Origin of the sequence: Herpetosiphon giganteus (genome assembly GCF_016907925.1) — a bacterium.
Classification (GTDB): Bacteria; Chloroflexota; Chloroflexia; order Chloroflexales; family Herpetosiphonaceae; genus Herpetosiphon; species Herpetosiphon giganteus.
Genome location: NZ_JAFBCZ010000004.1, coordinates 249168 through 273730, shown reverse-complemented (window position 1 = coordinate 273730; position 24563 = coordinate 249168). Strand labels below are relative to the sequence as shown.

Annotated in this window: 16 protein-coding genes; 13 read left to right on the top strand and 3 right to left on the bottom strand. The window is 49.6% G+C overall.

Going from position 1 to position 24563, the window contains the following annotated elements; genetic code table 11:
- Positions 1 to 399 precede the first annotated feature (399 nt).
- The 6 genes from JOD20_RS05625 (at position 400) to JOD20_RS05600 (ending at position 8495) form a co-directional block, all read left to right on the top strand.
- Entirely contained in the window at positions 400 to 1416 is a 1017-nt protein-coding gene (locus JOD20_RS05625) for a terpene synthase family protein (protein ID WP_204754319.1), read from the top strand.
- A 226-nt stretch (positions 1417 to 1642) separates the two neighbouring features.
- Positions 1643 to 3037, top strand: coding sequence for a 3' terminal RNA ribose 2'-O-methyltransferase Hen1 (locus JOD20_RS05620; protein ID WP_204754318.1), 1395 nt, complete (start codon positions 1643 to 1645; stop codon positions 3035 to 3037).
- A complete protein-coding gene (locus tag JOD20_RS05615) occupies positions 3027 to 3923 on the top strand; it encodes a nucleotidyltransferase domain-containing protein (protein WP_204754317.1) in 897 nt (298 codons plus the stop codon). Before JOD20_RS05620 ends, JOD20_RS05615 begins: the two co-directional genes overlap by 11 nt.
- Before the next feature lie 12 nt (positions 3924 to 3935).
- Positions 3936 to 6500, top strand: coding sequence for a polynucleotide kinase-phosphatase (locus JOD20_RS05610; RefSeq protein ID WP_204754316.1), 2565 nt, complete (start codon positions 3936 to 3938; stop codon positions 6498 to 6500).
- 116 nt (positions 6501 to 6616) lie between these two features.
- The gene (locus JOD20_RS05605; RefSeq protein ID WP_204754315.1) at positions 6617 to 7468 is read left to right on the top strand and encodes a hypothetical protein; all 852 of its coding nucleotides are present in this window, start codon (positions 6617 to 6619) and stop codon (positions 7466 to 7468) included.
- On the top strand, positions 7425 to 8495 hold the full coding sequence (locus JOD20_RS05600) for a hypothetical protein (protein WP_204754314.1): 1071 nt from the start codon (positions 7425 to 7427) through the stop codon (positions 8493 to 8495). The genes JOD20_RS05605 and JOD20_RS05600 overlap by 44 nt, the downstream gene beginning before the upstream one ends.
- A 237-nt stretch (positions 8496 to 8732) precedes the next feature.
- Here JOD20_RS05600 and trmD read toward each other — a convergent pair whose 3' ends face one another.
- Positions 8733 to 9482, bottom strand: a complete 750-nt coding sequence (gene trmD / locus JOD20_RS05595; RefSeq protein ID WP_204754313.1) for a tRNA (guanosine(37)-N1)-methyltransferase TrmD — start codon at positions 9480 to 9482, stop codon at positions 8733 to 8735.
- Positions 9483 to 9924: 442 nt separating this feature from the next.
- On the opposite strand from trmD, the gene JOD20_RS05590 reads away from it, so the two are divergent.
- Both JOD20_RS05590 and JOD20_RS05585 read left to right on the top strand, forming a co-directional pair.
- Complete coding sequence (locus tag JOD20_RS05590) at positions 9925 to 12252, top strand: hypothetical protein (protein ID WP_204754312.1); 2328 nt, start codon at positions 9925 to 9927, stop codon at positions 12250 to 12252.
- The gene (locus JOD20_RS05585; RefSeq protein ID WP_204754311.1) at positions 12249 to 13295 is read left to right on the top strand and encodes a hypothetical protein; all 1047 of its coding nucleotides are present in this window, start codon (positions 12249 to 12251) and stop codon (positions 13293 to 13295) included. The genes JOD20_RS05590 and JOD20_RS05585 overlap by 4 nt, the downstream gene beginning before the upstream one ends.
- 248 nt (positions 13296 to 13543) lie before the next feature.
- On the opposite strand, the gene JOD20_RS05580 is transcribed toward JOD20_RS05585, so the two are convergent.
- Complete coding sequence (locus JOD20_RS05580; protein WP_204754310.1) at positions 13544 to 13966, bottom strand: VOC family protein; 423 nt, start codon at positions 13964 to 13966, stop codon at positions 13544 to 13546.
- 106 nt (positions 13967 to 14072) lie between these two features.
- On the opposite strand from JOD20_RS05580, the gene JOD20_RS05575 reads away from it, so the two are divergent.
- The 4 genes from JOD20_RS05575 to secF all read left to right on the top strand — a co-directional run bounded on the left by JOD20_RS05575 (position 14073) and on the right by secF (position 19656).
- On the top strand, positions 14073 to 14660 hold the full coding sequence (locus tag JOD20_RS05575; protein ID WP_204754309.1) for a TetR/AcrR family transcriptional regulator: 588 nt from the start codon (positions 14073 to 14075) through the stop codon (positions 14658 to 14660).
- A gap of 191 nt (positions 14661 to 14851) precedes the next feature.
- Complete coding sequence (locus JOD20_RS05570) at positions 14852 to 16741, top strand: M14 family metallopeptidase (protein WP_204754308.1); 1890 nt, start codon at positions 14852 to 14854, stop codon at positions 16739 to 16741.
- A 384-nt stretch (positions 16742 to 17125) separates the two neighbouring features.
- Positions 17126 to 18646 carry a protein translocase subunit SecD gene (secD, locus tag JOD20_RS05565; RefSeq protein ID WP_204754307.1) on the top strand — a complete coding sequence of 507 codons (1521 nt, stop codon included), beginning with the start codon at positions 17126 to 17128 and terminating at the stop codon, positions 18644 to 18646.
- Between the two features lie 44 nt (positions 18647 to 18690).
- Positions 18691 to 19656 carry a protein translocase subunit SecF gene (gene secF / locus JOD20_RS05560; RefSeq protein WP_204754306.1) on the top strand — a complete coding sequence of 322 codons (966 nt, stop codon included), beginning with the start codon at positions 18691 to 18693 and terminating at the stop codon, positions 19654 to 19656.
- A gap of 314 nt (positions 19657 to 19970) precedes the next feature.
- On the opposite strand, the gene JOD20_RS05555 is transcribed toward secF, so the two are convergent.
- Complete coding sequence (locus JOD20_RS05555) at positions 19971 to 23600, bottom strand: GAF domain-containing protein (protein WP_204754305.1); 3630 nt, start codon at positions 23598 to 23600, stop codon at positions 19971 to 19973.
- 329 nt (positions 23601 to 23929) lie between these two features.
- Between JOD20_RS05555 and JOD20_RS05550 the strand changes: the two genes are divergently transcribed.
- Positions 23930 to 24535 carry a sulfite oxidase-like oxidoreductase gene (locus JOD20_RS05550; protein ID WP_204754304.1) on the top strand — a complete coding sequence of 202 codons (606 nt, stop codon included), beginning with the start codon at positions 23930 to 23932 and terminating at the stop codon, positions 24533 to 24535.
- The last annotated feature ends 28 nt before the right edge of the window (positions 24536 to 24563 follow it).

Genomic DNA, 24563 nt, shown 5'->3' with positions numbered 1-24563 from the left:
GCCGTGTAGAACGTGTAGATGAGGTATGTTATGCCAACCACAACACACCTACAACCAGCAGCGAGAACGGTTCCAGCGCCAATTCCCAAGCTGGAAGCGTCGGCTGCCGCTGAACGGGATTCGCTTGATTCCGTTTGGCAACCCACAACTATCGTAGCTCCGAAACTGATTTTATTGAGTCAAACAGCCCCCAAGTCGCGGCTTGATGCACAAGTTATGCAAACTCAACGAAAGCTTTGGCGTGTGGCACATCAGCAAGCATTCTCCAATTGCCATGCCTCGGCAACCCTGTTGCTTGGGCCAATTGGCGCATGTTGCCTGACAAGTAGAGATGAATTATTTGCTTGAGAAGCAACCAACGCAGAGTTAGGTTTGTCAAGCATTTAGGAGATTGACTCAATGCCAACCCGTACTACATTGCATCACTTAGCGACGCTTATGCCCCGCGATCTTCCTGTGCTCTATTGTCCATTTCCAGCAGCTATCCACCCCGATGCACTGGCGATTCAGGCCTCAACCCAAGCCTGGGCTGATAACTTTGGCTTGCTCGACGATTTGGAAACGCGCATCTCATTCAATCAACGCGGCTATGGCACGTTGATGGCCCGCGCCTACCCCAATGCCTTGGCCGAGCGCATGCCAACCATCGCCGATTGGAGCACCAGCCTCTTTCTGCTTGATGATCAATTAGATCGTTTTGGTCGCGATCACGATGCCAGCGCCATGGCGACGCTTTTACAACACTTGATGAAAGTGCTCAAAGGCTCGCCAGCTAAACGCCACGATTTGCCAATTGTTCGCGCCATGGGCGATGTTACCAACCGCCTCGTGCAGGGTTCGCCAGAAGCATGGCAACATTTCTTCTTTGATTCGTTGCGCAAATCGTTTGCTGCGGTGCAATGGGAAGCCAACAATCGTGCTCAGGGTTATATTCCAACCCAAAAAACCTATGCTATGCAGCGTTTGTATACGAGTGGCACCTATTTGTGCTTAGCCTTGATTGAATTTGGCAATAACGAATTTTTGCATCCTCAAGTGCGGTTGCATCCAATGGTGCGGCGTTTGTGCGAGTATGTCAATCGAGTGGTGTTCTACTCGAATGATATTATTTCATTGCGCAAAGAATTATTAGCTGGCGATTGGCAAAATTTGGTCTATTTGATTCATGCGCAACATCAATTACCAATTGGCGAAGCATTAAATTACGTTGCGCGTTTGCATAACGATACGATTAATCAATTTACGCGCGAACGAATGATGCTCGATAAGCTGGCTCCTGAAATTTGTTCGCCAACGCTGTATCGTTTTGTTGATGGCTTGGCAACATGGATGCGCGCCAATCACGATTGGTCAACCATGACCTCGCGCTATCAAACCTCGACCGAAGGTTTACATGGCTCGCAATATTGTGCGTAGCGCTTGATTGGTTGTTGAAGTGGTGTGTTGGATGAAGGAACTGTATTGTGAGAGATGCAGTTCTTTTCTTTTTAAGCTGCTAGAATTGTTGAGCGTTTCCAGCGCAGTGGCTGTCAATCCCATCAGCCGAATGATGAATCGCTGCTTCCCTCTTGCGATGGATTGCAAGCGCATTTTTTGTGGTTAAATAGCGATACCGCCGAGCTGAATTTAGAGGGAGCTGCATATGCTGATGACGTTATCCACAACCCACACGCCCGCCACCGATTTGGGTTTTATTTTACATAAGCATCCTGATCGGGTGCAGCAGTTTGAATTGCCATTTGGCTCAGCCCACGTTTTTTATCCAGAAGCCAGCCCAGAGCTTTGTCGCGTGGCCTTGCTACTTGAGGTTGATCCGGTGGCCTTGGTGCGCGGCAATCCTGGCGGCCAAGGTATGCTCAGCCAGTATGTGAACGATCGCCCGTATGTGGCATCGTCGTTGCTGAGCGTCGCCTTAGGTGCAGTATTTTCGAGCGCAATTGCTGGGGTTTGTAAAAAACGGCCAGAATTGGTCGAGCAACATATGCCGTTAACCGTCGAGCTGCCAGTTGTGGCGGTACGCGCCAAAGCTGGTTTGGGCTTGGTTAAAAGTTTATTTGAGCCATTGGGCTATAGCGTCGAAGCAACGTCAATCGAGCTTGATCCTAGCCAAACTGTGAGCCAATATGCGTATCTATCAATTCGATTAAGTGCCAATTTGACCGTAAAACAATTGCTCACGCACATATATGTGCTCATCCCTGTGTTGGATAATAGCAAGCACTATTGGATTGGCCAAGATGAGGTGAGCAAATTGTTACGCAAAGGTGATGGTTGGTTGGCGCAACACCCTGAACGCGAATTAATTACATTGCGCTATTTGCGCTATCAAAAAAGCCTGGCCAGCACTGCGCTTGAGCAATTGCTGCAAGCGACCGCGCCAGAGATAGTTGAGCAAACCGAAGCAGCTGAAGAAGCAGCAACGCCCGAAATTCGCCAACCAAGCTTGCACACCCAGCGCCACATCGGGATTGTGCAACGCTTGAAGGCCGCAGGCGCACAACGAATTTTGGATTTGGGCTGTGGCGAGGGCAAACTCTTGCGCGAGTTGCTCAACGATGTGCAATTTAGCACGGTGGTTGGCATGGAATTGAGCACCCGCTCGTTGGCGATTTTGCAGCAACGAGCTGAGCGCTTGCCCAGCCACCAACGCCAACGCCTCAGCTTATTACACGGCTCATTGCTCTATCGCGATCAACGATTAAAGGGCTTCGACGCTGCGGCGATTGTCGAAGTGCTGGAGCACCTTGAGCTTGGCCATTTGCCAGCTTTTGAGCAAACGATTTTTGGCTTTGCGCACCCGAAATTGGTGCTGGTGACAACGCCTAACCGTGAGTACAACCAATTGTTTCCCAGCTTGCCCGCTGATCAGTTGCGCCACCGCGACCATCGTTTTGAATGGACGCGGGCTGAGTTTGCAGCTTGGGCCGAGCGCGTGGCCGCAACCTACAACTATCGCGTGACAATCGAGCCATTAGGCCCAGAAGATGCTAACCATGGCGCGCCTTCGCAATTGGGGGTGTTTGAAGATGCAACCTAAACTTCATTTGGCGCTCGGAACCCATGTGGTTTTGTTGCGCGCAATCGAAAACCAAAGCAAACATAGCGTGGCCCAAGTGGTTGCAACGCCCTGCGAGCATAGCGAACGCTACACGGTGCGCTGTGTTGATGGCACAATCTTGCAATTAACCCGCCAAGATTTTGGCTTGCGCAAGCAATTCAACGACCCATTAGCGGGCTTAGAGCAACCAAATTTGGCCGAACAGCGCGACTGGATTCAGTATCGCTGCGTGATTGGCTCGCGCGCCTATGGCCTCGATACACCCGAATCGGATACCGATTGGCGTGGCTTTTTTGTGCCGCCAGCCAATGTGCATTGGGGGCTTGCTGGCATTCCTGAGCAATATGAATTGAGCGAAACGCAGGAGCATTATTGGGAAGTGCAAAAATTTTTGACTTTGCTGTTGCGGGCCAATCCAAGTGCTTTGGAATGTTTGTATAGCGATTTGGTTGAGCATGCCTCGCCCTTGGCGCTTGAGCTGCGGGCGATGCGCCATAGCTTGCTGACCAGCCGCATTTATCAAAGCCATAATAGCTATGTGCTGGCACAATTTCGCCTGCTCGAACGCGATTTACGCACCAACGGCAGCCTGCGCTGGAAACATGTGATGCACCTGATTCGGCTGTTGCTGAGCGGGATTCATGGCTTGCGCCATGGCGAATTACGCTTGCGCCATGCTGAACATCGCGAGCAACTGATGGCGATTCGGGCTGGCGAAATGCCATGGGAAGCGATTAACCGCTGGCGGATTGCCTTGCATGCCGAATTTGAACAAGCCTATGCCACCACCAAATTGTCAATTTTGCCCGATCTTGCGGCGGCAAATGCCTGGCTCTTAGCTGTGCGTCGCGCTCAAGTGGCCTAAGGAGAGATATTGATGGAACTAGGAATACCCGAATTTTGTTTGGTAGTTTTGATTGGTGCTTCTGGGGCGGGTAAATCGACCTTCGCCCAGCGCCATTTCAAGCCAACCGAAATTATTTCTTCCGATACCTGTCGGGCCATGCTTTGCGATGACGAAACTGATCAAGCAGTTTCATCAGAGGCCTTTGATTTGGTGTATACGATTGCTGCCAAACGGCTAGCCTTGGGCCGTTTGACCGTGATCGACGCGACGAATGTACAAGCGGCAGCCCGCCAACCGTTGCTGGCCTTGGCGCGCCATTATCACGTTTGGCCGGTGGCGATTGTGCTGCAAACGCCTGAAAAGGTTTGTTTGGAGCGCAACGTAGGCCGGGCCAATCGCAACTTTGGCGATTTTGTGGTCAAGCGCCAAGTCGATAATCTGCGGCGTTCGTTGCGCAACCTGCGCGATGAAGGGTTTCGGGTGGTACATAATGTCACGCCAGAGCAGGTTGATGCAATTGAAATTGTGCGCCAACGAGCGTGGAGCAACCGCAAAACCGAGCATGGCCCGTTCGATATTATTGGCGATGTCCATGGTTGTTACCCCGAACTAGAGCGTTTGTTGTTGGAATTGGGCTATAGCATTAATCTCACGCCAGGCCACAACTATGGCTTTACGGTCACGCCACCTGCTGACCGTCGCGCTGTGTTTGTTGGCGATTTAGTTGATCGTGGGCCGGATTCAGTCGCTGTGCTGCGCTTGGTGATGAGCATGGTCGAAACGGGTGCGGCCTTGTGCGTGCCCGGCAATCACGACGATAAATTGGCCCGCGCTTTGGCTGGGCGTAAAGTCAAGCAAACCCATGGCTTAGCTGAAACCATGCAAGCCTTGGCAGAAACCGACGAACCTTTTCACCAAGTAGTGCGCCAGTTTATTGAAGGTATGGTCAGCCACATGATTTTTGATGATGGTAAATTGGTTGTGGCTCACGCTGGCATGAAGCAAGAATTGCAAGGCCGCATGTCAAAGCAGGTGCGCGAATTTGCCTTGTATGGCGAAACGACCGGCGAAACCGATGAATTTGGCTTGCCCGTGCGCTACCCGTGGGCCAAGGAATATCGCGGCGAGGGCTTGGTGGTCTATGGCCATACGCCGATTCCGCAGCCTGAATGGCTCAATAATACAGTTGATATTGATACTGGTTGTGCCTTTGGTGGAGCCTTGACCGCCTTGCGCTACCCAGAACGTGAGTTTGTGCAAGTGCCAGCATTTGCCCAATATGCGGTTCCAAGACGACCCTTGGAATACAATGCAAGCCAACTTGCGGCGCAACAGGAAAACGACCACGTGCTCAATTTGAGCGATTTTCAAGGCAAACTCAAAATTAGCACCAGTCTAATGAGCCAAATCAGCCTGCGCGAAGAACAAACCGCTGCCGCCTTGGAAGTGATCAGCCGCTTTGCCATCGAGCCGCAATGGCTGATGTATTTGCCACCAACCATGTCGCCCTCGGAAACTAGTCAACTTGATGGGTTCTTGGAGCATCCCGCCGAAGCGCTCGATTACTATCGGCGAGCGGGAGTTAATGAGGTTGTCTGCGAAGCCAAGCATATGGGTTCGCGCGCCATCGTGGTGATTTGCCGCGATAGCGCTGTGGCCCAAGCCCGATTTGGTGTGGTTGGCGAGCAGATCGGGGTTTGCTATACCAGAACTGGGCGGCGCTTCTTTAGCGATCCTGAGCTAGAAACCGCCTTTTTGCAACGGGTGCAGCAGGCAATTAGCAAGCTGAATTGGTGGGAAACCTTCGATTCGGGCTGGTTTGCCTTGGATTGCGAACTATTGCCATGGTCAGCCAAGGCCCAAGATTTGATTCGCAATCAATATGCGCCGGTTGGCGTTGCCGCGACCGCCAGCATGAGCGCGGCCCAAACAGCTTTGCAGCAAACCGTCACTCGTTTGCCCGAATCGGTCGAATTGCAAGCCTTGCTGGCACATACCCAATTGCGTCAACAGGCGGTTCAAGGCTATGTTGATGCCTATCAACAATACTGCTGGCCCGTGCAAAGCCTTGATGATTTGTGTCTCGCGCCGTTTCATCTGTTGGCCTGCGAGCAACGCCCATTCTACGACCGCGATCACGAATGGCATATGCAAACCTTGGCGGCGTTGGCCGAAGCTGAGCCACGTTTGTTGCTTGCCACCGAGTATCGCGTGGTCGATTTGCACGATCAAGCCAACGTTGAGCAAGCAATCGAATGGTGGCAAAGCCTGACCGCGGCTGGCGGCGAAGGCATGGTTGTCAAGCCCAAGCAATGGGTTGTCCAGAATGCGCGCGGCCTTGTGCAGCCGGCAATCAAATGTCGCGGCCCTGAATATTTGCGCATTATCTATGGCCCAGAATACGATTTGCCCGAAAACCTCGCCCGTCTGCGTAAGCGTGGCCTGAGCGCTAAGCGTTCGCTGGCCTTGCGCGAATTGGCCTTGGGCCTCGAAGCCCTTGATCGGTTTGTCAATCGCGAGCCATTGCGGCGGGTGCACGAATGTGTTTTTGGTGTGCTCGCCCTCGAAAGTGAGCCAGTCGACCCGCGTTTGTAGGGATTTAGTTTATATTTTGACCTAAAATCATACGTATATTTTAGGTCAAAATTATACTGCTCTATGTTACCATTTATTGAATTTTAGTAGTCTATAGATAAACTAATAGGAGTTATATGATAGGGACATTTATTAACTTTGATAGATGGCTAGAGGCAGTAAACTTACTTAAGTCTCAAATGAATTCTCGAAAGCATGATAGACATTTTAATTCTTTAAGTATGTTTTTCTATGAGCGATGTAATCATCTTCATACTATGGTTGATAAAAAAGAATATTTTGATAGTCGTATATTAAACAATATGTTTTATATTTTAGAAAATGAATTTTTTGCACTAGATTACTTAAAACCAAAAAAGGGATTGGAAATTAGGAGATATAGATTTCTTTCTTATTCAATGAGGATTATTTATTATACTATAGGATTATATATTGCTGAGATAACCCAAGATTTTTTAAAAGATTTAAAGGATATGAATCCTAATATATATTCTTTTTATGGAGGAGATATAAGATATCAAGATGCTAAGTTAGTCATAAAAAATGAGACAATCACTTATAGAAAACATTACAAGAAGTTTAGAAAAATGATGAGAAATGAGGTTAATAATTCAGATGATAATACTATCGTTATAAGATTAGACATAAAAGATTTTTTTGATGAGATAGATATATACATATTTTTAGATAAATTAGATAGATATCTGAAATCTAATATAAAATTAAAATATAACTTCAATTCATTAACTATTAAAGAAATGGAGCTATTTTTTAATTTTATATTAAATAGTGGTATACCTCAATGTGATAATGATGTTATATCTAGTTGTATTGGGAATCTATATTTGAAGTTTGCAGACATATATATTGCAGAAGAAATTGAGAAAACAAAAGACCTAATTGAAAGTTTTAAAATAATTAGATATGTTGATGATATATATATGTATTACAAAAAAACAGAATATTGATACCAAACAAGAAGAAAACTTGATTAATAACTTGACTGAAAGAATTATCGATAAAATATATGGAGAAATAGGGCTTAGATTTAATAATAAATCTAAGCTTTTCATGATGAATAAAGAAGAAGATAAAATTTCACTGTTAAAAAATCTAAAAAGAATATCATCTCAATATTATGATAATGATGATGAAAATAAAACACAACCACAAGATAAGTTTAATGAAATACAGGAAATGTTATTCAAATTGAAATATTCTATTTATGATATTGCATTTAGGAACGATTATGATACTTTTGAAGAAACTATGAAAGAAGTTTTTGATAGAAATCTTGAAAACTTTATGCAGAAACCTGAAAATAAAATAATAATTAATGATATCTTTTTGGATTTTGATTTTGAATTAGTGAAAATGAGTTCTATGGAAATTATTATTGTTATGGAAAAAGACCCTGAGACTATAAAAAGATTTCGTCAAAGTTTAATTGATAAATTAAATATGACTACAATGGATATTGAAATGATAATTAATTTACTGTGTCAATATGAATTCAAGGATAATGATTTAATTGATAAACTAAATTTTAATGAATATATGAAAAATATTATCTATTGGTATCAAAATCCAGAAAAATGCTATTTAGGCTATTACGATTTAGAAGAAAATCAAATAAAGAAGATATCAAAAAGAGATATTATTGAACAAGCAATATTACGTACAATTAACGAAAAAAAGAAAAGTTATAATGTAGCATTAAATCATTTATTAAATGAAATTCATGCGATTTGTAAAAATATTGACCCTAATTTCAAAAAAGATAAGGACTATAATGCTAAAAATGTTGGTGATTTTCTTAAGTCGATGAATATTGATTTTGATATAATTATCAACATTAAAAATCTTTTTGATCGTAGAAACACAAATAATATATCACACCCAAGTAGTGAATCAATTAATAATCAATCAGTAGAATATATCGAATATATAAACTATAAAAATTATGTAAAAATGTGTTTGCAATTAATACTATAAATTATTAATACATTATATAGTATCAAAGATATTAATTATCCAAGCTTGTTGGATTATTGATTTACATTTATTTGCAAATCTAGGTTCTGTTTTATTATACTAGAGCATATCTCAGAAATTAGCATAGTAGACAGGAAAATTGTCACTAATAATGCCATATGTATATCAACGATTTTTTGCGATGTTGTATCATATTGAATTATTATACAGAACCTAGATTCTCTAGACTTCTGCTGTTTATTTTCTGCCTTCTGCCTTTTCTTGCCACCCCCACTCTTTGAGCAATTGGCGGTCTTTTTTGGAGAGCGTGGCATGGCGCAGCATATCGGGGCGGCGCTCCAGCGTGCGGCGCAAGCGTTGCTCGTGTCGCCATTTGGCAATATTGGCGTGATGCCCGCTGAGCAAAATCGGCGGCACTGCTACACCATTCCAATCGGCAGGCTTGGTATAGTGCGGATACTCCAAAAGCCCATCGTCGTGGCTTTCGTGGGCCAGCGACTCAGGGTCGAGCACTTCGGGCACGAGCCTGCCAACTGCATCAACAATCGTCATCGCTGCTAGCTCGCCGCCAGTTAACACAAAATCGCCAAGCGACACTTGATCGGTCACATAGCGTTCGATATAGCGTTCGTCGATGCCTTCGTAATGGCCACAAACGAGCACCAAGCGTGGCAATTTGGCCCATTCGCGCGCCATATTTTGGTTAAATACCCGCCCACTGGGAGTCATCAAGACCACTGGTGCAGGATTTGGATCGGCGGCCAAAACCGCTTCGGTGCAGAGCGCCAACGGGCCTGGCTTCATCACCATGCCTGCGCCGCCGCCAGTTGGCGAATCGTCGACCATCTTGTGTTTGTCGGTGGCATAATCGCGAATATCGTGCAGCTGAAATTGCAATAATTCTGCTTGGGCTGCTCGTTTTAAAATGCTTTCAGTCAGCGGGCCAGTAAACATGGCCGGAAACAAGGTCAAAATATCAAAGCGCATTGCAAAAATCCTATCGTGCCAAGAGTGAGCATTGGTTGTCGTTGATTACCCAAATATGATACTCGATGGCTTGGGGCTGGTGCAAAACAGTGAGGAAATTGGCATGAATCTGATCTTCCACGCCTGCAAGAGTATTGGTACAATGCCAGCAAAACTTTACCATAACTATTATCAATCCTCGATTGGCGGTCGGACTGAAAGGGCGTTTATTTGGCGGCTTGAGTGGGAAATAACCAGCAGCAACGATTCGTCAATAGCTTAAAGTGACATAGGCATGCTTAATTAACGACCTTTAACAGCCAGATTGAGCAATGCACCGTAAAGGCCACGCGCTGGATTGCCAGTTGGTGATTCGGCGCTATTGAACCTCGCGACCAGACCAGCGTCTTTACACATAACCGTTGCTAGTGCAGCATTTGTTGGACTACAACGGGAGGTATGAATGATGAGCCGACGTGCTGGAATTTTAATTATTGCGCTGGTTAGTTTGGCGATGATGCTAGGCTTAACCGCTTATGCGCTGGCGGTACGGCCAGTGGTTGATCAATTAGCGCCAAGCTCCCCAACGCTCTTTACCCAACTTCAGTATCCGTTTAATGCGAGCCTGATTCCGGTTGGCGAAGTGCTCACCGTGCATTCGCGCTCTTGGGGCAGCGAGCCAATCGAGAATGTCGAATTATGGGCCGATGGCCAGCCGTGGGATCTGCAAGCTGCCAATAATGCGACCTTATATGAAGGCCTTTTTGCTTGGCAATCGCGCAGTTTAGGCGACCATAGTTTGGTGGCGCGCACCAACGATGCAACCAAAATTCCCTCAACCTCGGCAATTGTACGCCTGAATGCGGTGTTGCCCTACGAACCAGTCGTTACCTTTCAAGTACAACAATCGGCGGGCGAAAGCCTCGAAAGCCTTGGCAAAGCCTTTGGCATCGAACCCCAAACCCTCTTGAAGCTCAACCCACAGCTTGGCGATTTGCCAGTCAATCAGCCTTTGGGTCGTGACCAATTGATCACCGTTCAGCTTGCTGGCCAGTTCACGCCAATCAGCAATACGACCAGCCTAAGCCCAAACCAAGCCAGTTTGCCAGCAGATTTGGCCAGCCTGCCGCTTGCCACGCCCTACGATCCCAATACAATCTGGTTTGATTTGCAGCGGCGGTTTGGCACTGCTAGCTTGCCGTTAGCGCCTGAGGCCTTGGTTGGCAGCAGCAATTGCACAACCGAATTGGTTTTTACGCCCAAATCCGACGCTGCCGATGGCTTTTTTATCTATCGCGCCGGGCCAGATCAAAGCCAATTTAATCTGGTAGCAACAGTTGCCGCCAATGGTTCTGGCCCTCAGCGTTGGCAAGAGCCAGCAGCATTTGGCCAAACGCTCTATTATGTGGTGGCTTTTAATCCAGCCGGCGCTGCAACCAGCCCAGTCGTTGCCTTGAATAATGCTGATTCTACCTGCTCAAGTTTGCAAGTGCCGCACTTTGCGAGCCTGATTCTTACCCCAAAAACTGCGGCCAGCGAGGTCTATTGCTATAGTTCGCTAGCCAATGGCCCCTGGCAACGCGTGCCAAATCAAGGCTTTTTAGCGCCGCTTGCAGGCGGCTACGATTTAGCTAGTGCCTTGCCACTGAGCGCAATTAGCGCCAGCCAAAGCTGGAATTTGGAATGTTGGGGCTGGAATGGCAGCCAACCGCAATTATTGGGCGCTACCAGCACAACGTTAAATTTGGGCCAAACCCAAGCCATCGCGCTTGATGCTGATTTATTCAGCGTGCAAGGCCAATTGCAAACAGCAACCACGACTCAGCAGCTGCCAACCCTGAGTTCAATTGCTCCGCCAACCAACCTACGCCTAACCACCACGCTTGATGAATGTCTGCAAGCTGCACCGCAGAATGATGATTTTTGGCGTACTGCCTGTAGCACCAATCTGGTGGCAGGCGCGACGGTATTAATTTGGGATTGGAACGAGCAAGCCTGTTTTCCAACTGCTGAGGGCCAAGATTGTAGCGCTAACGCCAACCTTGAAGGCTTTCAAGTGAGCGATCGTTTGGCTGGAACGCCGCTCGAATTAACCAGAGTTGCGGCTGCTCAACGCTTGCTGTTTTTGGCTCCGCGCACTACGCCAAGCGCAACCGATGAATGTTTGAGTGTGCGCGCCTATCGTGGGTTGGCGATTTCGCTGGATAGCGAAGTGGTTTGTTTACCAGCATTTAAATTGGCGGCTGGAAGCTATCAACTGCTGCCAAGCCAATTTCAATTTGGCGCTGGCCTAGCCCAAGAAACCGTTGGTGCTGACTGCCCTGCGTTGCCGATTAATCAAAGCCAACAAACCACGCAAACCTATCCGTATGCCAGCAGTTTGTTGTTGCTGCAACGCTATAGTGTCGCTGAAACGAGCTGCCGCCGCTACACTGCCAGCTGGTTTGATGGTACTGTGAGCTTTGTTTTGCCACGGCTTGATCAAACAGTGACGAGCTTAGAATTAACCTTTAATCGCACCAGCGAGCGTGAGCCAGTAGATGCAGCGCCGTGCAACGCCAACGCAAGCCTACAGCTTGGCAGCGCAACCCAAACCATTGCTTGGCAAAGCTTGCCAGCGAGTGGCGAGATTAAGCTCACGCTTGATCAGGCGTTGCTTGATCAACTTGGCCAAGCAAGCGCCCCGAAATTAAGCTTTATGCTGCAAGCTGAGCGCCAACTTGCCAACCTGAACCAGCGTTGTAGCAGCGAGCTGAGCGATTTTTCACTGAAACTAACGGTGCAACCATGAAACGATTGCTTGGACTATTGCTCATTGGTATCTTGGCCGCGTGCCAACAACAAGCGTCTGCGCCCAGTCCAGCCCAAATTGTGCCCCAAGTTTGGATTGACGCACCTTTAACCGGAAGCTCGTTGGAGCTTGGTGCAATTCAGGTGTTGGCTCATGGCTATCATCCATTGGGCTTGAGCACCATTGAATTAAGCGTTAACGGCGCAGTTGTGGGCAGTCAACAGCCAACAATGCGTGGCTCGCAATTTGGCTATGCAACCTTCAACTGGCAAGCAAGTGAGGCCTCGGCCTATCGTTTGGCGGTTCGCGCCCAAAGTAGCCAAGGTCAATGGAGCGATGTCGCGATTGCTGAGGTTGTGGTTGGCCAAGGCAATGCTGTTAGTATCGCGGCCTTGCCCAGTGCTACTAGCCTGCCAACGGCCACAATTACGCCCACGGCAACGCCAACCAGTTCACCAACCTTGACGGCTACTCCAACCCGTCCAATTGCCAGCGCCACAGTGCGGCCATCGCCAACGCGTGTGCGTCCTTCAAATACGCCTGTTCGGCCAACGGATGTGCCTGTCATCCCGCCGACCGAAACACTGATTCCACCAACGGCGACTGATACGCCAGCGCCACCAACGGCAACCGACACGCCAGCGCCACCAACGGCAACTGATACGCCAGCGCCGCCAACGGCGACCGACACGCCAGTGCCAATTTTGCCGCCAGTATTTGGCGAACCATCAGCTTCGACCAATGAGTTTACCAACGTTGCTGATTGTACCTATCCTGATAGCGTTTCGATAAGCGTTTCGGTCGAGAATTTTCCCGCTGGTGATGTCAGCTTGTACTATCACGCTGGCCCCAGCCGCTGGCAATCAACAGTGATGCAGCCCGATGGGCGCGGTAACTGGAACCGCACAATTCGCGGGGCACGTGAGATGTCGGGCCAACGCTATGGTGGTTTTGAGTATTATATTTTGGCCCAAGGCAGCGATGGCCAATCGGCCCAAACTCAAATCTATGGTGGCATCGAGTTTCTGCCATGTAAACCATAGTACAAGGATGAATTATGAGGGATGAAGGCAAAAGTCAGAAGGCAAAAATCAAAATAAGAACAGAGAGCATAGAACATAAGGATGAAGGATGATGGATGAAGGATGAAGGATGATGGATGATGGATGATGGATGATGGATGATGGATGATGGATGATGGATGATGGATGATGGATGATGGATGATGGATGATGGATGAAAAAGCCCCTCGCCCGCGTTCAGTGGGAGAGGGGTTGGGGTGAGGGGCTTATTATTCATGCTCGCCAGTATATTGGGCTGCATAAGCTTCAGAGGCTGGAATATTCGTAATCACATCAATCAGCACTCCATTGGGGTCGGCAGTAATAAAATGGCGTTGGCCCCATTCCTCGCTGCGTAGATCAAGCAGCACTGGCAGGCCTGCGCCGGTGATTAATTGTGCATACAGCTCATCTACATTCTCAACCTCGAAATTTAGCAGCAAGCCTGTTGTTGGGCGTTGGCCAGCCACGGGTACACTGGCATGGCTATAGTCGAGCACTGCAAGCTCGTAGTGCTGGGCAGTAGCGTGGCGCAAACTCACATACCAATCCGATTCAAAGGCTGATGTAAAGCCAAAGTGCTGGATATAGAAAGCTGCGGTTTCGGCAATTCGATCGGTCGCTATCACTGGATACATGCTGCTAAGTTGCATACTCACTCCTAATCCACTATACTTTGCAAGAAACATACAATCTGTATGTTTCTTTGTAAGCACTATACATACATGCTGTATGTTTGTCAATAGCAGGAGCTTGCTAATGCCGACCAAGCAGGAACAACGAGCGGCCACGATGGCAAAACTGATTGCGGTGGCGCGGGCGCAATTTGCTGAACATGGCTATGCCCACGCTGCAACCGAGCAAATTGTGCAGGTAGCGGGCGTAACCAGAGGCGCACTGTATCACTATTTCGATTCCAAAGAGGGCTTGTTTCGCGCAGTGGTGGCCGAAATTCAACGTGATTTGGCTCAACGAATTATCAGCGCCACCGCGTCAATTAGCGATCCATGGCAGCAATTGTTGGTTGGCTGTCGCGCATTTTTAAGCGCCAGCCTTGATCGCGATATTCAACGGATTGGCTTGCTCGATGGCCCGGCAATTCTTGGTTGGGAGGCCTGGCGCAAGCTTGATGCAGAAAACTCAATGCGCCTGCTGGAGTCGTCAATTCAGCAATTAGCTGATAGCGGGATTATTGCGCCTGCTTCGGTATCTGCTGCTACGCATTTACTCTCGGGAGCAATGAACGAGGCCGTGTTGTGGATTGCCCAGGCAGCCGAACCACAACAGGCGCTCGATGCAACGATCGCTGTGCTTGAACAATTGCTCAGCGGCTTGCGCCAAGATTAATACTTTTATTAATACTTTTTTGACATTTTTATTAAGATCATTTAATATATTTCCTATCCACCCCAAACCATCAAGCGACACCACTCCCTAGTGACAACAACACCTGTGTCGAATTAGTGGCGTTCAGACACTATCGAGCGAACAAGGTTGTTCGTGTGGTTGGTTCAATCCCTATCTGTCTAGGAGGGTTCATGAAGCCGTCACGCATCGTTCGGTTGGTTGGTTCACTCGCTTTAACGGTAGGTCTTATGGCTCCGCTCAGTGCTTTAGGCCAAACGCGGCAGCCAGTTCAGCAAACGGAGCCGCTTGATCAAGCGCGGGCCTATCATCTTGAAGGCGTTACCACCCGCGAAGATCGCAATGCGATTGCCGCAACCGGTGCTTCCATTGATGCAGTTCATGGCAAGGTGTTGGATATTACGGCGAACGCCGAAGAAGCTGCTGCGATTGAGCGTTTGGGCTTTAAGTTGGTCGAACTGCCTGAATTGAAGGATTTTCCAGGGGCTGATGCGGCCTACCACAACTATGCTGAGATGACCACCAACGTTGCAGCGGTAGTTGCCAGCAAGCCAAACATCGTGAGCCGCTTTAGCATTGGCCGCTCATATGAAAATCGCGATTTGATTGCGGTAAAAATTAGCGATAATGTTGGCACCGACGAGAACGAGCCAGAAGCCTTGTTCATTGGACAACACCACGCCCGCGAGCACTTGACCGTCGAAATGACCTTGTATCTGCTGCACTTATTGGTCGATAACTATGGCCTCGACAATCGCATTACCAATATCGTCAATAATCGCGAAATTTACATTGTTTTCAGCTTGAATCCTGATGGCAGCGAATACGACGTGGCAAGTGGCAGCTATCGTAGCTGGCGCAAAAATCGCCAACCAAACAGCGGCTCGTCATATGTAGGCATCGACCTCAACCGCAACTATAGCTACAAATGGGGCTGCTGTGGCGGCTCGAGTGGCTCAACCTCGAGCGATACTTATCGCGGGGCCAGTGCCTTCTCTGCGCCAGAAACCCAAGCAATTCGCAACTTTGTGGCGAGTCGGGTGGTTGGTGGCAAGCAACAAATTAAAACCTCGATTTCATTCCACACCTATAGCGAGTTGGTGCTGTGGCCCTATGGCTACACCTACGATTCGTATCCTAGCGATATGGTGCGCGATGATTATGATGCCATGGCTGCGCTTGGCCGCACGATGGCTTCGAGCAATGGCTATACGCCTCAGCAAGCAAGCGATTTGTATGTTGCCGATGGTACGTATGAAGATTGGGCTTATGGTGTGCATCGGATTTTTGCCTACACCTTTGAAATGTATCCAACCAGCGCCAGCCCAGGTTTTTACCCACCTGATGAAGTGATTACTCGTGAAACCAGCCGCAACCGCGAATCGGTCTTATATCTGTTGGAACAAACCGATTGTCCCTACCGCGCGATTGGCAAAGAAACCCAATATTGCGGTGGTGGCACGCCAACCGCAACCCCCGACCCAACCGCAACACCTGGCCCAACCGCAACACCTGGCCCAGTGGTTACTGTGTTTAGCGACGATTTTGAAACCAACAAAGGTTGGACAGTTAACCCAAATAGCACCGATACGGCAACAACTGGCGCATGGGAACGCGGCGATCCAGAAGCAACCGATAGCAGCGGAGCCAAACAACTTGGCACAACCGTCAATGGCAGCAACGACTTGGTAACTGGCCGTTTGGCTGGTAGCTCAGCAGGAGCCTACGACCTTGATGGTGGTGCTTCGTCGGTGCGTTCGCCAGCCTTCACCCTGCCAAGCTCTGGTAATTTGAGCCTGAGTTTCAGCTACTACTTGGCTCATGGTTCGAACGCCAGCAGCGCCGATTACTTCCGCGTCTCGGTTGTAACTAACTCAGGCACGGTCAAAGTCTTTGAAAAATTGGGCAGTGCCAGCGATGTTGATGCAGCTTGGACGATCGCCAACGTGAGCTTGAATAGCTATGCTGGCCAATCAGTCCGGCTTGTGTTCGAGGCTTCCGATGCAAGCAGCGCCAGTTTGGTAGAAGCCGCCGTGGATAACGTCAGCGTTACCCAACGCTAAGTGTAACAGTTCATGGGATTGGCAATGCGTACATGCCCTCACCCCCAGCCCCTCGCCCACTGAACGCGGGCGAGGGGAGCACGGGTTGCGTGGTTTCCCCTCGGCCATCGAATGGGATAGGGGGCTAGTGGGTGAGGGCATCAAGCCGTGATTAACGTAATCAACCATTCCAGCTAGCCGAATGTATTTTGGGCTTAATCTCGTCTGTGCTCTTTGGGTGCAGACGAGATTGATTTAACTCGTCATAATGTGGTAGGGCGTTTGACGCGACTGGGTATCGCGCCTATAATGCGCTGTTGCGATGGGAGTTTCTTTAGGTATCTCTGGGTGGGCTGTATTCCTCGCCACGCCCATCCCTCACCAAACACGGAGGCAGCGTTCGTCGTGCGTAAGCAAGTAATTAGTGCCCTCGTCGTGACGATTGTGGTAGTTGCTTTGGCATCTTGGATTGTTTTCTTTCCCAAGTCGTTTCAAAGCCTGACCGGTCGCGATGTTTCAACCCACCTAGGTCTCGACCTACAAGGCGGCTCGCAAATCTTTTTACGTCCCGCCGACCCCAACGAAGCAGATTTGACCGCTAAACTCGAAAATGCCGCTGGCGTAATTGAACGTCGCGTCAACGGGCTTGGCGTGAGCGAATCAGTTGTTCAAGTTGTGAACGGCGATAGCATTGTCGTCGAATTGCCAGGGGTCAAAGATCCTGCGGCAGCTTCGGAAGCACTCAAAGGTGCTGGTAACCTCGAATTTATTGATCCTCAAGGTCAATATTTGCCCGAAGGGACCGAAGTATGTACCACGGCTACGCCGCGCTATCCAATCACGGTTCAGTTGCCAAGCAGCGTAACTGGCACCAGTGGCGTAACCACCACCGATAGCTTGAGCAACACCAATCCGTTGTCGCCAACCAGCAATTTGGCTCCAACGACCCCAGTAACTCAGACTGAGCGGCCTTGTGAACAGCCATATACCACGATTGCTCGTGGGACGGATCTCGACACCAGCCAGGTTGCTTTGACAACTGATCAAGCTGGCCGTCCAGCGGTGTTCTTCCGCTTCCAAACCGGCTCAGACTCGGCTAACCAAATCTCTAGCTTTACCAGCCAAAATGTTGGTCGGCCAATGTCGATTGTGGTTGATAACCGGGTTATTTCGAGTCCTCAAGTCAATGGTTCCTTGCCTGGCGAAGGGATCATTACCATGGGTTCGACGGGCACAACCGTTGCTGAGCAAAATTCGCAAGCCCAAGCGCTGCAAAACCAACTCAAATATGGCGCATTGCCCGTAACCTTGATCGAGGATAGTAACCGCAGCATTAGCGCAACCCTTGGCAACGATTCAATCGAAGCCAGTAAAGTTGCTGGTGCGGTTGGCTTGATCGCGGTTATGTTGTTTATGCTGATGTACTATCGTTTGCCTGGCTTAATCGCCAACATCGCGCTCCTTATCTACACTGTGCTCTCATTTGCGGTCTATAACTTGGTTCCGGTCACCTTGACCTTGCCAGGGATCGCCGGTTTCATTTTGTCGATTAGCTTGGCTGTTGACGCAAACGTGTTGATTTTCGCACGGATCAAAGAAGAACTGCACCGTGGCCGCTCATTGGAACGGGCAGTTGAAGATGGCTTCAACCACGCATGGCCATCAATCCGCGACTCCAACGCCTCGACCTTGATTACAAGCTTTATCTTGTATGTTTTGGGTAACGGGCTGGGTGTAAGTATCATTCAAGGCTTTGCATTAACCTTGGCCTTGGGGATTATCATCAGCTTGTTTACGGCAATCACGGTTTCGCGCATGTTGTTGCGCTTGACTATTGATCTTGGGGTTTCGAATGCACGTTGGTTCGGGGTCAACCCCGAAGAAGATGCTGCCGAAGTTGCAGCCTTGTCGTCAGAGCAAGCTTAATAGCTGATTTTCAGCTATATATATCATCGATAAAGGATTGGGCTATGTTAGATTTAGTGCGTCGGCGCTATTTGTGGTTTGCGATTTCGATCCTGACCATTATTCCAGGCTTGATTAGCATTCTGGTATTTGGCATGAACCTTGGGGTTGACTTCTCTGGCGGCGCGCGCTGGGAAATTCATATTCCAAGCATTAGCCAAACCCGTGATGGCTTGGAAAACGAGATTAATGACGTTTTCACCGCGAGCGGTATCGAGGGTGCGCGCACCCAGTTGTCACAAGGCACAACCAACAATCAACAATTTGTGATTGCCTTTGTGCGTTCGAAGTTGGTGCAGAGCGATTCAGCTGAACGTAAAGCAGTTGAAACTGGCTTGATCAGCAAGTTTGGCGCTGATACCCGCATCGAAACCTTGCAAACCGTTGGTGAAACGGTGCGTGGGCGTTCGATTCGCAACGCGATTGTGGCACTCTTTATTGCTTCGTTGGCGATTATGGGCTACTTGTGGGCCGCCTTCCGTGGCACACCCAACCCAATTCGCTACGGCGTTTGTGCCATCATCGCAATGTTGCACGACGTGTTGGTCGTGATCGGCATGGCTTCAATTTTGGGCTGGTTAATTGGCCTCGAAGTTGATGCGCTGTTTATGACCGCCGTTTTGACCGTGATTAGCTTCTCGGTTCACGATACAATTGTGGTGTTCGACCGCGTGCGCGAAAACTTGCGCCGCTCAAGCGACGATTACGAACGGGTGGTCAATCGCTCGATCGTCCAAACCTTGACTCGTTCGATCAACACCCAATTTACCTCGTTCTTTACCTTGACAGCCTTGTTGCTGTTTGGTGGCGAAAGCATTCGCTCGTTTGTCTTGATTCTGTTGCTTGGCTTGATCAGCGGTACCTATTCATCGATCTTCAACGCTGCCCAATTGTTGGTGGTGTGGGAAAATCGCGAATGGCGCAACTGGTTTGGTCGTGGCAAAGATAAAGCCAAACCAGCCGCTGCCTAATTGATCCTGCCCATCGCAGATCCAAAAATGCCCCGCTCGTAGCTACGAGCGGGGTTTTCTGTTTTAGTAAATATGGACTAAAGATACTGGTTCATCAAGTTAACCACTGCGTGAGTTTCCCTCACCCCAACCCCTCGCCCACGCGGCGGGCTTTCACACTTTGGTTCTCCCTCAATTCCTTGGCGAAAAATGGTCGGCTCCCCCTCGCCCGCGTTCAGTGGGAGCGGGGGTTGGAGGGTGAGGGAACGCTCCACCGCCGACCAATCGCGCAAAACCTACCCTTGAAGGAGAGGAGGTTGGGGGGTGAGGGAAACTCACGCAATTGGAATGGTTAGCAGGAAGAGTGCGCCTGGGCCATCATCATTCGCGACCCAAATTCGCCCACCATGGGTTTCGACTGCCAAACGGCAGTAGGTCAAGCCCAGCCCCGTGCCTTTGATGCCAGTTTGCTTAACTTGGGCAAATTTTTCAAAAACCCGTTCGCGGTATTGGGCTGGAATGCCAGGCCCAGCGTCGCGCACGCCCAGCAAAATCCATTGGCCATTGGGGTGATCGTTGGGCAATTGGCCTGCTTGGGCTTTATGTACATCAATTGTGATAGTTGATGAAGCTGGGCTGAACTTAATTGCATTATCCAGCAGGTTTTGCACAACCCGCTCCAATGTCTGTACATCAACCGATGCTTTGGGGGTGTTTTCGGCAATATTCAGCGCCACATGCACTTTGCGCTCGTTGAGCAATGGCTCATAATTTTGCATGACAGAACGAATCACATCATCGACCGCCACCGTGATTGGCGTAATTGGCATTTGGCCTGCTTCCAACTTGCTAATATCCATCAGCAAATTGACCATATCCAGCAGGCGCGCACTGCTACGGAGCGCAATTTTGACAATCTTATCTTGGCCTTCGCTGAGGTCGCCAACCATCTTTTTGGCCAGCATATCCAGCGAGGTCATAACCGAACTTAGTGGCCCGCGCAAGTCGTGAATCATCATATAGGTCAGGTCGTGGCGCAGGTTTTCGGCCTCGATCTCGGTCGTAATATCGCGCAGCACAATAATAATGGGGTGCGGGCTTTGATTGGCAGCGCTTTGCACCGGCAGGGTCGTCCATTCGAGCCATTGGCTGCGCAAGCCGCCCAATTCCAATTGGCCGCGACCTTCAGCCAAGCGCCCGCGGCTGACCTTGTAAATCGCCAAGGTCAATTCGCTCCAGGCTTCTTCAGATTTGTTCCATTGCGCGCACCAATGCGTCAGCAGCAAATCGACTGGCTCGCCCAGCAATTCGGCGACTTCGCTGCTGCCGATCATGGTTTGAGCAGCAGCATTAACTTCGACGACCCGCAGCTCGGAGCTAAGCAAAATAATGCCTTCTTCAGTCGAGGCCAAAATCGAGGCCAAACGGTCGCGGCCATTGCTGACTTCTTCGGCCAAACGGCGGGTTTCGACCGCCACAGCTGCTTGGCCAACAAACAGCGAAAGCAAATCTTGGGCTTCGCGGTTGGGCAAAGTTTCGGGATACCACAAGTAAATCACGCCCAAGGTTTGGTGCGTCGCCAGCAAGGGCAACATCACCAAGGCTTGGCCGCCCAACTCGCGCAGCACGCTGGGCAATTGCGCGCTATCGCCAAGCAACAAGGGCTTGTCGCGTTCGAGCACTTTATGGGCAAATTGAATAATCGCCTCATCAGGTGTGTGCTCAATCCCCAAGCCAACAATTGGTTGCAAGGTTGTAGGATCGTTGGGATCGCTGAGCAACACGCCAGCGCCAAGCGCTCCCGTCCAATCGACCATCCCGCCAACCGTAAATTGCCAAATTGCTTGGGCATCGCTGAAGGTGCTGTTAATCGCCATGCCTAGTGCGCTCAAGGCGGTCAGGCCTTCGACTGTTTGGCGCTGGCGGTCATAAAGCCGATTGTTTTCGAGCGCAACCGCCAATTGAGTAGCGAAAATCTCCAGCATCTGAATTTGATCGGTGGTTGGTTGCAGCCCATTTTTGGGTGCAAAGACCGTCAACAAGCCCAAGAGATCGCCATTGGTGCTGCGTAACACCGCAAACAAGCTATCGTTGGGATGCCACATACCAGTGCGCAACTCGGGCACTTCGACCGCATTTGGCGGGTCGGGCCACAAACGAGCATCGCCATTGCGCCGATGATCGATGTAATAGGTCGATTCGCCGCGGCGATATTGTGGTTTGAGCAAGGCTTCAACCCGCGCAGGCTCAATCGTAATGCTGGCTTGGGCGGCGAAAATTTGGCTATCAATGCCTGCGCTGGCAACGCGTTTGATAATTGCTTTGTGGCCAGGCGTGATTTGTACCAAGCTAATCGTCACTTGATTAAAGCCAGTTGCGCTTTGCACCGCTTCAGCCAAATCTGGCAAGACTGCGCCAAGATTCGATGCCGCCTTGAGCGCATTGCCAATTTGCACAATCTCTTGAAATTGCTTGTTGCGCTGGTCAAGCTCACTTATGCGGCGGGTCAAAGCTTGATCGGTTTGGGTGTAGAGATTAGCGTTTTCAATCGCGATGACTGCTTGGTCGGCCACGGCTTCGAGCAAGGCGCGGTCGGCGGCGGTAAATGGCAAGCCACTGCGATGATTGAGAATTTCAATCACGCCCTTGACTCCGCCAGCCCCCAACAAGGGCACACACAGCAAATCGCGGGTTTCGTGGCCCACCAACATATCAATGCCCGTGTAAAACGCCGGATGATCGCCTGCACGATTGGCAATTAACGATTCGCCAGTGCGCAATACGAGGCCTGCGATGCCAACATTTGAAGGAATGCGATTGCCAAGCAATTGCTGGCCAACTGGACTCAAGCTATAGCGAAACACCAGTTCGTTGGTGGCTTCATCGAGCAACAGCAACGAGCCTTCTTCAACATTCAGCAGCTCCTGCACCCGACCCATAATCAACGATGGCACAGCCTCAAAATCGAGGGTTGAGGTGATGGTGCGGCCAAGCTCATTCAACAATTCAAGTTGGCGGGCTTGGCGGGTTGTGCGTTCGTAGAGACGGGCTTGCTCAAAATTATCGGCAGCGCGATGTGCCAACATCTCCAATTTGCGCAAGGTATCGGCGTTGTAGCGCACCTCTGGTTCGCGGGTATAAATCACCAACGTGCCCAAAACCCGCTCGCCAAAACGCAATGGCACGCCAGCCCAAAACAGCGGCGGCGTATCATCATCAATAAACAATGGCGTAACGTGATATTGAGCACAGGTTTCGAGATAGCGATCGGTGATAATTGGCTCGTTGCGCCGAATAATCACCCCAGTTAAGCCATGCGCCACCGTCCATTGCGAATTTGGGGTAGTGCTGTGGCCATCGGCGTAGAAATGCGCCGCCACTTGAAACAACTGCGAATCGGTATCATACAAGGTCACAAACAGATTTTGCGGCCCAAACATCTGTTGAATACCGCGATTGACCGCCTCGATCAACGGCCCAAGTTCAAGCGAGCTATTCAAACGTTGGCTAATCAAGTTAAACTGGGTCAATTCGCGCAGTTCGGCGACCAATTGTTGATTATTGGTGATGGTGCACATGCTGGCAGCCGCTTGGAACGCCAACGCCAACAGCTGTTGATCGCTTGGTTGAGCTTCGGGCAAGGCCAGCCAACCGCGCAAGGTAATGTGCAAGAGGGGCAGCATCGTCCAGCGCAGTTTATCGGCGGTTGTGATCGTCAGAATAATGCCTTGCTCAAGCTGCTCTTGTTGGCTGCTTGAAAGCATTAAATCCAAGGGAATTTCAGGCTGCGTTTCGGCTAAATCAAGCCAAACCAGATGATAGTGCGGATTGTGGCGAAATTGCTTGAGGGCGGCGCTTAACGTCGTGTGCAACCCATTGATAGTGGTGGCAGTAGCCAAACGGGGAAGCCACTCAATCATTAAGCGTGCAGGTGAATCTTCAAATGCCTGTTCTTGGGGTTGCATACACATCACGCCTCACATGTGACTGGCCTATCTTACCAAATCTTAGGCTTTTTGACAAAGCTTGTGAAGCGATTTTCGGCTATAAGCATTGGCAGAATGAACAAAAATATGGAAATCATGAAGAATTTGTAGTTGAGGAGGTTGAAGAAGCAGAATATTCCACCGCATAAATATTTGGGGGTGCAGGGGGCTGAAAACCCCCTGCGTTTCCCGCCGGTGGCGGGACGGAAGGGTGGCGAATCAGATCGGATTAAAAATGGCTAGCTTTGGCTTGGTTGCTGGCATAAGCAGTGCTACAATAGCAGTATTGTGCAAGAAGGAGCTAGCCAATGTTCTCGAATAAGTACGACATCCCCGAAGGAATGGAAGAACGCGTGCCACCAGGCCAGTACGTAACCCAAAAATTTCCAGTCTTGCACTACGGCGAGACTCCGGTTTATAAAGAGCTTGAACAAAGCTGGGATTTACGGGTTTTTGGCGAGCTTGAAGCCCCAAAAACCTTTTCATATAGCGAATTTCGTGCTTTGCCAACTGTCACAATCGAAAATATCGATATTCACTGCGTGACCCGCTGGAGCAAATTAGCTACCACTTGGACAGGCGTGCGCTTCCGTGACTTTATCCAGCATATTCCTGCGCTCAAGCCAAGCGCCAAATATGTGCTGGCCCACTCTGAGGGCGGCTATACCGCCAATATGCCCTTGGAAATTATGTACGATGACGATGTGTTGCTGGCCTATTTGTACGAAGGCGAGGAGCTAGCGCCCGACCATGGCTTCCCATTGCGCTTGTTTGTGCCCAAAAAATACTTTTGGAAGAGCGCCAAATGGCTGCGCGGCATCGAATTTATGAGCGCCGATCGCTTAGGCTTTTGGGAACGCTACGGCTACCATAACAACGCTGACCCATGGCAAGAAGAACGGCACGCCGATTAGGTTTCTGAGCGAGCGCGCATAATCTTAG

What these genes read in the sequence shown, in the direction of transcription:
- JOD20_RS05625 (WP_204754319.1), top strand. Translation starts at nt 400, where the DNA reads ATGCCAACCCGTACTACATTGCATCACTTAGCGACGCTTATGCCCCGC.
- JOD20_RS05620 (WP_204754318.1), top strand. Translation starts at nt 1,643, where the DNA reads ATGCTGATGACGTTATCCACAACCCACACGCCCGCCACCGATTTGGGT.
- JOD20_RS05615 (WP_204754317.1), top strand. Translation starts at nt 3,027, where the DNA reads ATGCAACCTAAACTTCATTTGGCGCTCGGAACCCATGTGGTTTTGTTG.
- JOD20_RS05610 (WP_204754316.1), top strand. Translation starts at nt 3,936, where the DNA reads ATGGAACTAGGAATACCCGAATTTTGTTTGGTAGTTTTGATTGGTGCT.
- JOD20_RS05605 (WP_204754315.1), top strand. Translation starts at nt 6,617, where the DNA reads ATGATAGGGACATTTATTAACTTTGATAGATGGCTAGAGGCAGTAAAC.
- JOD20_RS05600 (WP_204754314.1), top strand. Translation starts at nt 7,425, where the DNA reads ATGTTGATGATATATATATGTATTACAAAAAAACAGAATATTGATACC.
- trmD (WP_204754313.1), bottom strand. Translation starts at nt 9,482, where the DNA reads ATGCGCTTTGATATTTTGACCTTGTTTCCGGCCATGTTTACTGGCCCG.
- JOD20_RS05590 (WP_204754312.1), top strand. Translation starts at nt 9,925, where the DNA reads ATGATGAGCCGACGTGCTGGAATTTTAATTATTGCGCTGGTTAGTTTG.
- JOD20_RS05585 (WP_204754311.1), top strand. Translation starts at nt 12,249, where the DNA reads ATGAAACGATTGCTTGGACTATTGCTCATTGGTATCTTGGCCGCGTGC.
- JOD20_RS05580 (WP_204754310.1), bottom strand. Translation starts at nt 13,966, where the DNA reads ATGCAACTTAGCAGCATGTATCCAGTGATAGCGACCGATCGAATTGCC.
- JOD20_RS05575 (WP_204754309.1), top strand. Translation starts at nt 14,073, where the DNA reads ATGCCGACCAAGCAGGAACAACGAGCGGCCACGATGGCAAAACTGATT.
- JOD20_RS05570 (WP_204754308.1), top strand. Translation starts at nt 14,852, where the DNA reads ATGAAGCCGTCACGCATCGTTCGGTTGGTTGGTTCACTCGCTTTAACG.
- secF (WP_204754306.1), top strand. Translation starts at nt 18,691, where the DNA reads ATGTTAGATTTAGTGCGTCGGCGCTATTTGTGGTTTGCGATTTCGATC.
- JOD20_RS05555 (WP_204754305.1), bottom strand. Translation starts at nt 23,600, where the DNA reads ATGCAACCCCAAGAACAGGCATTTGAAGATTCACCTGCACGCTTAATG.
- JOD20_RS05550 (WP_204754304.1), top strand. Translation starts at nt 23,930, where the DNA reads ATGTTCTCGAATAAGTACGACATCCCCGAAGGAATGGAAGAACGCGTG.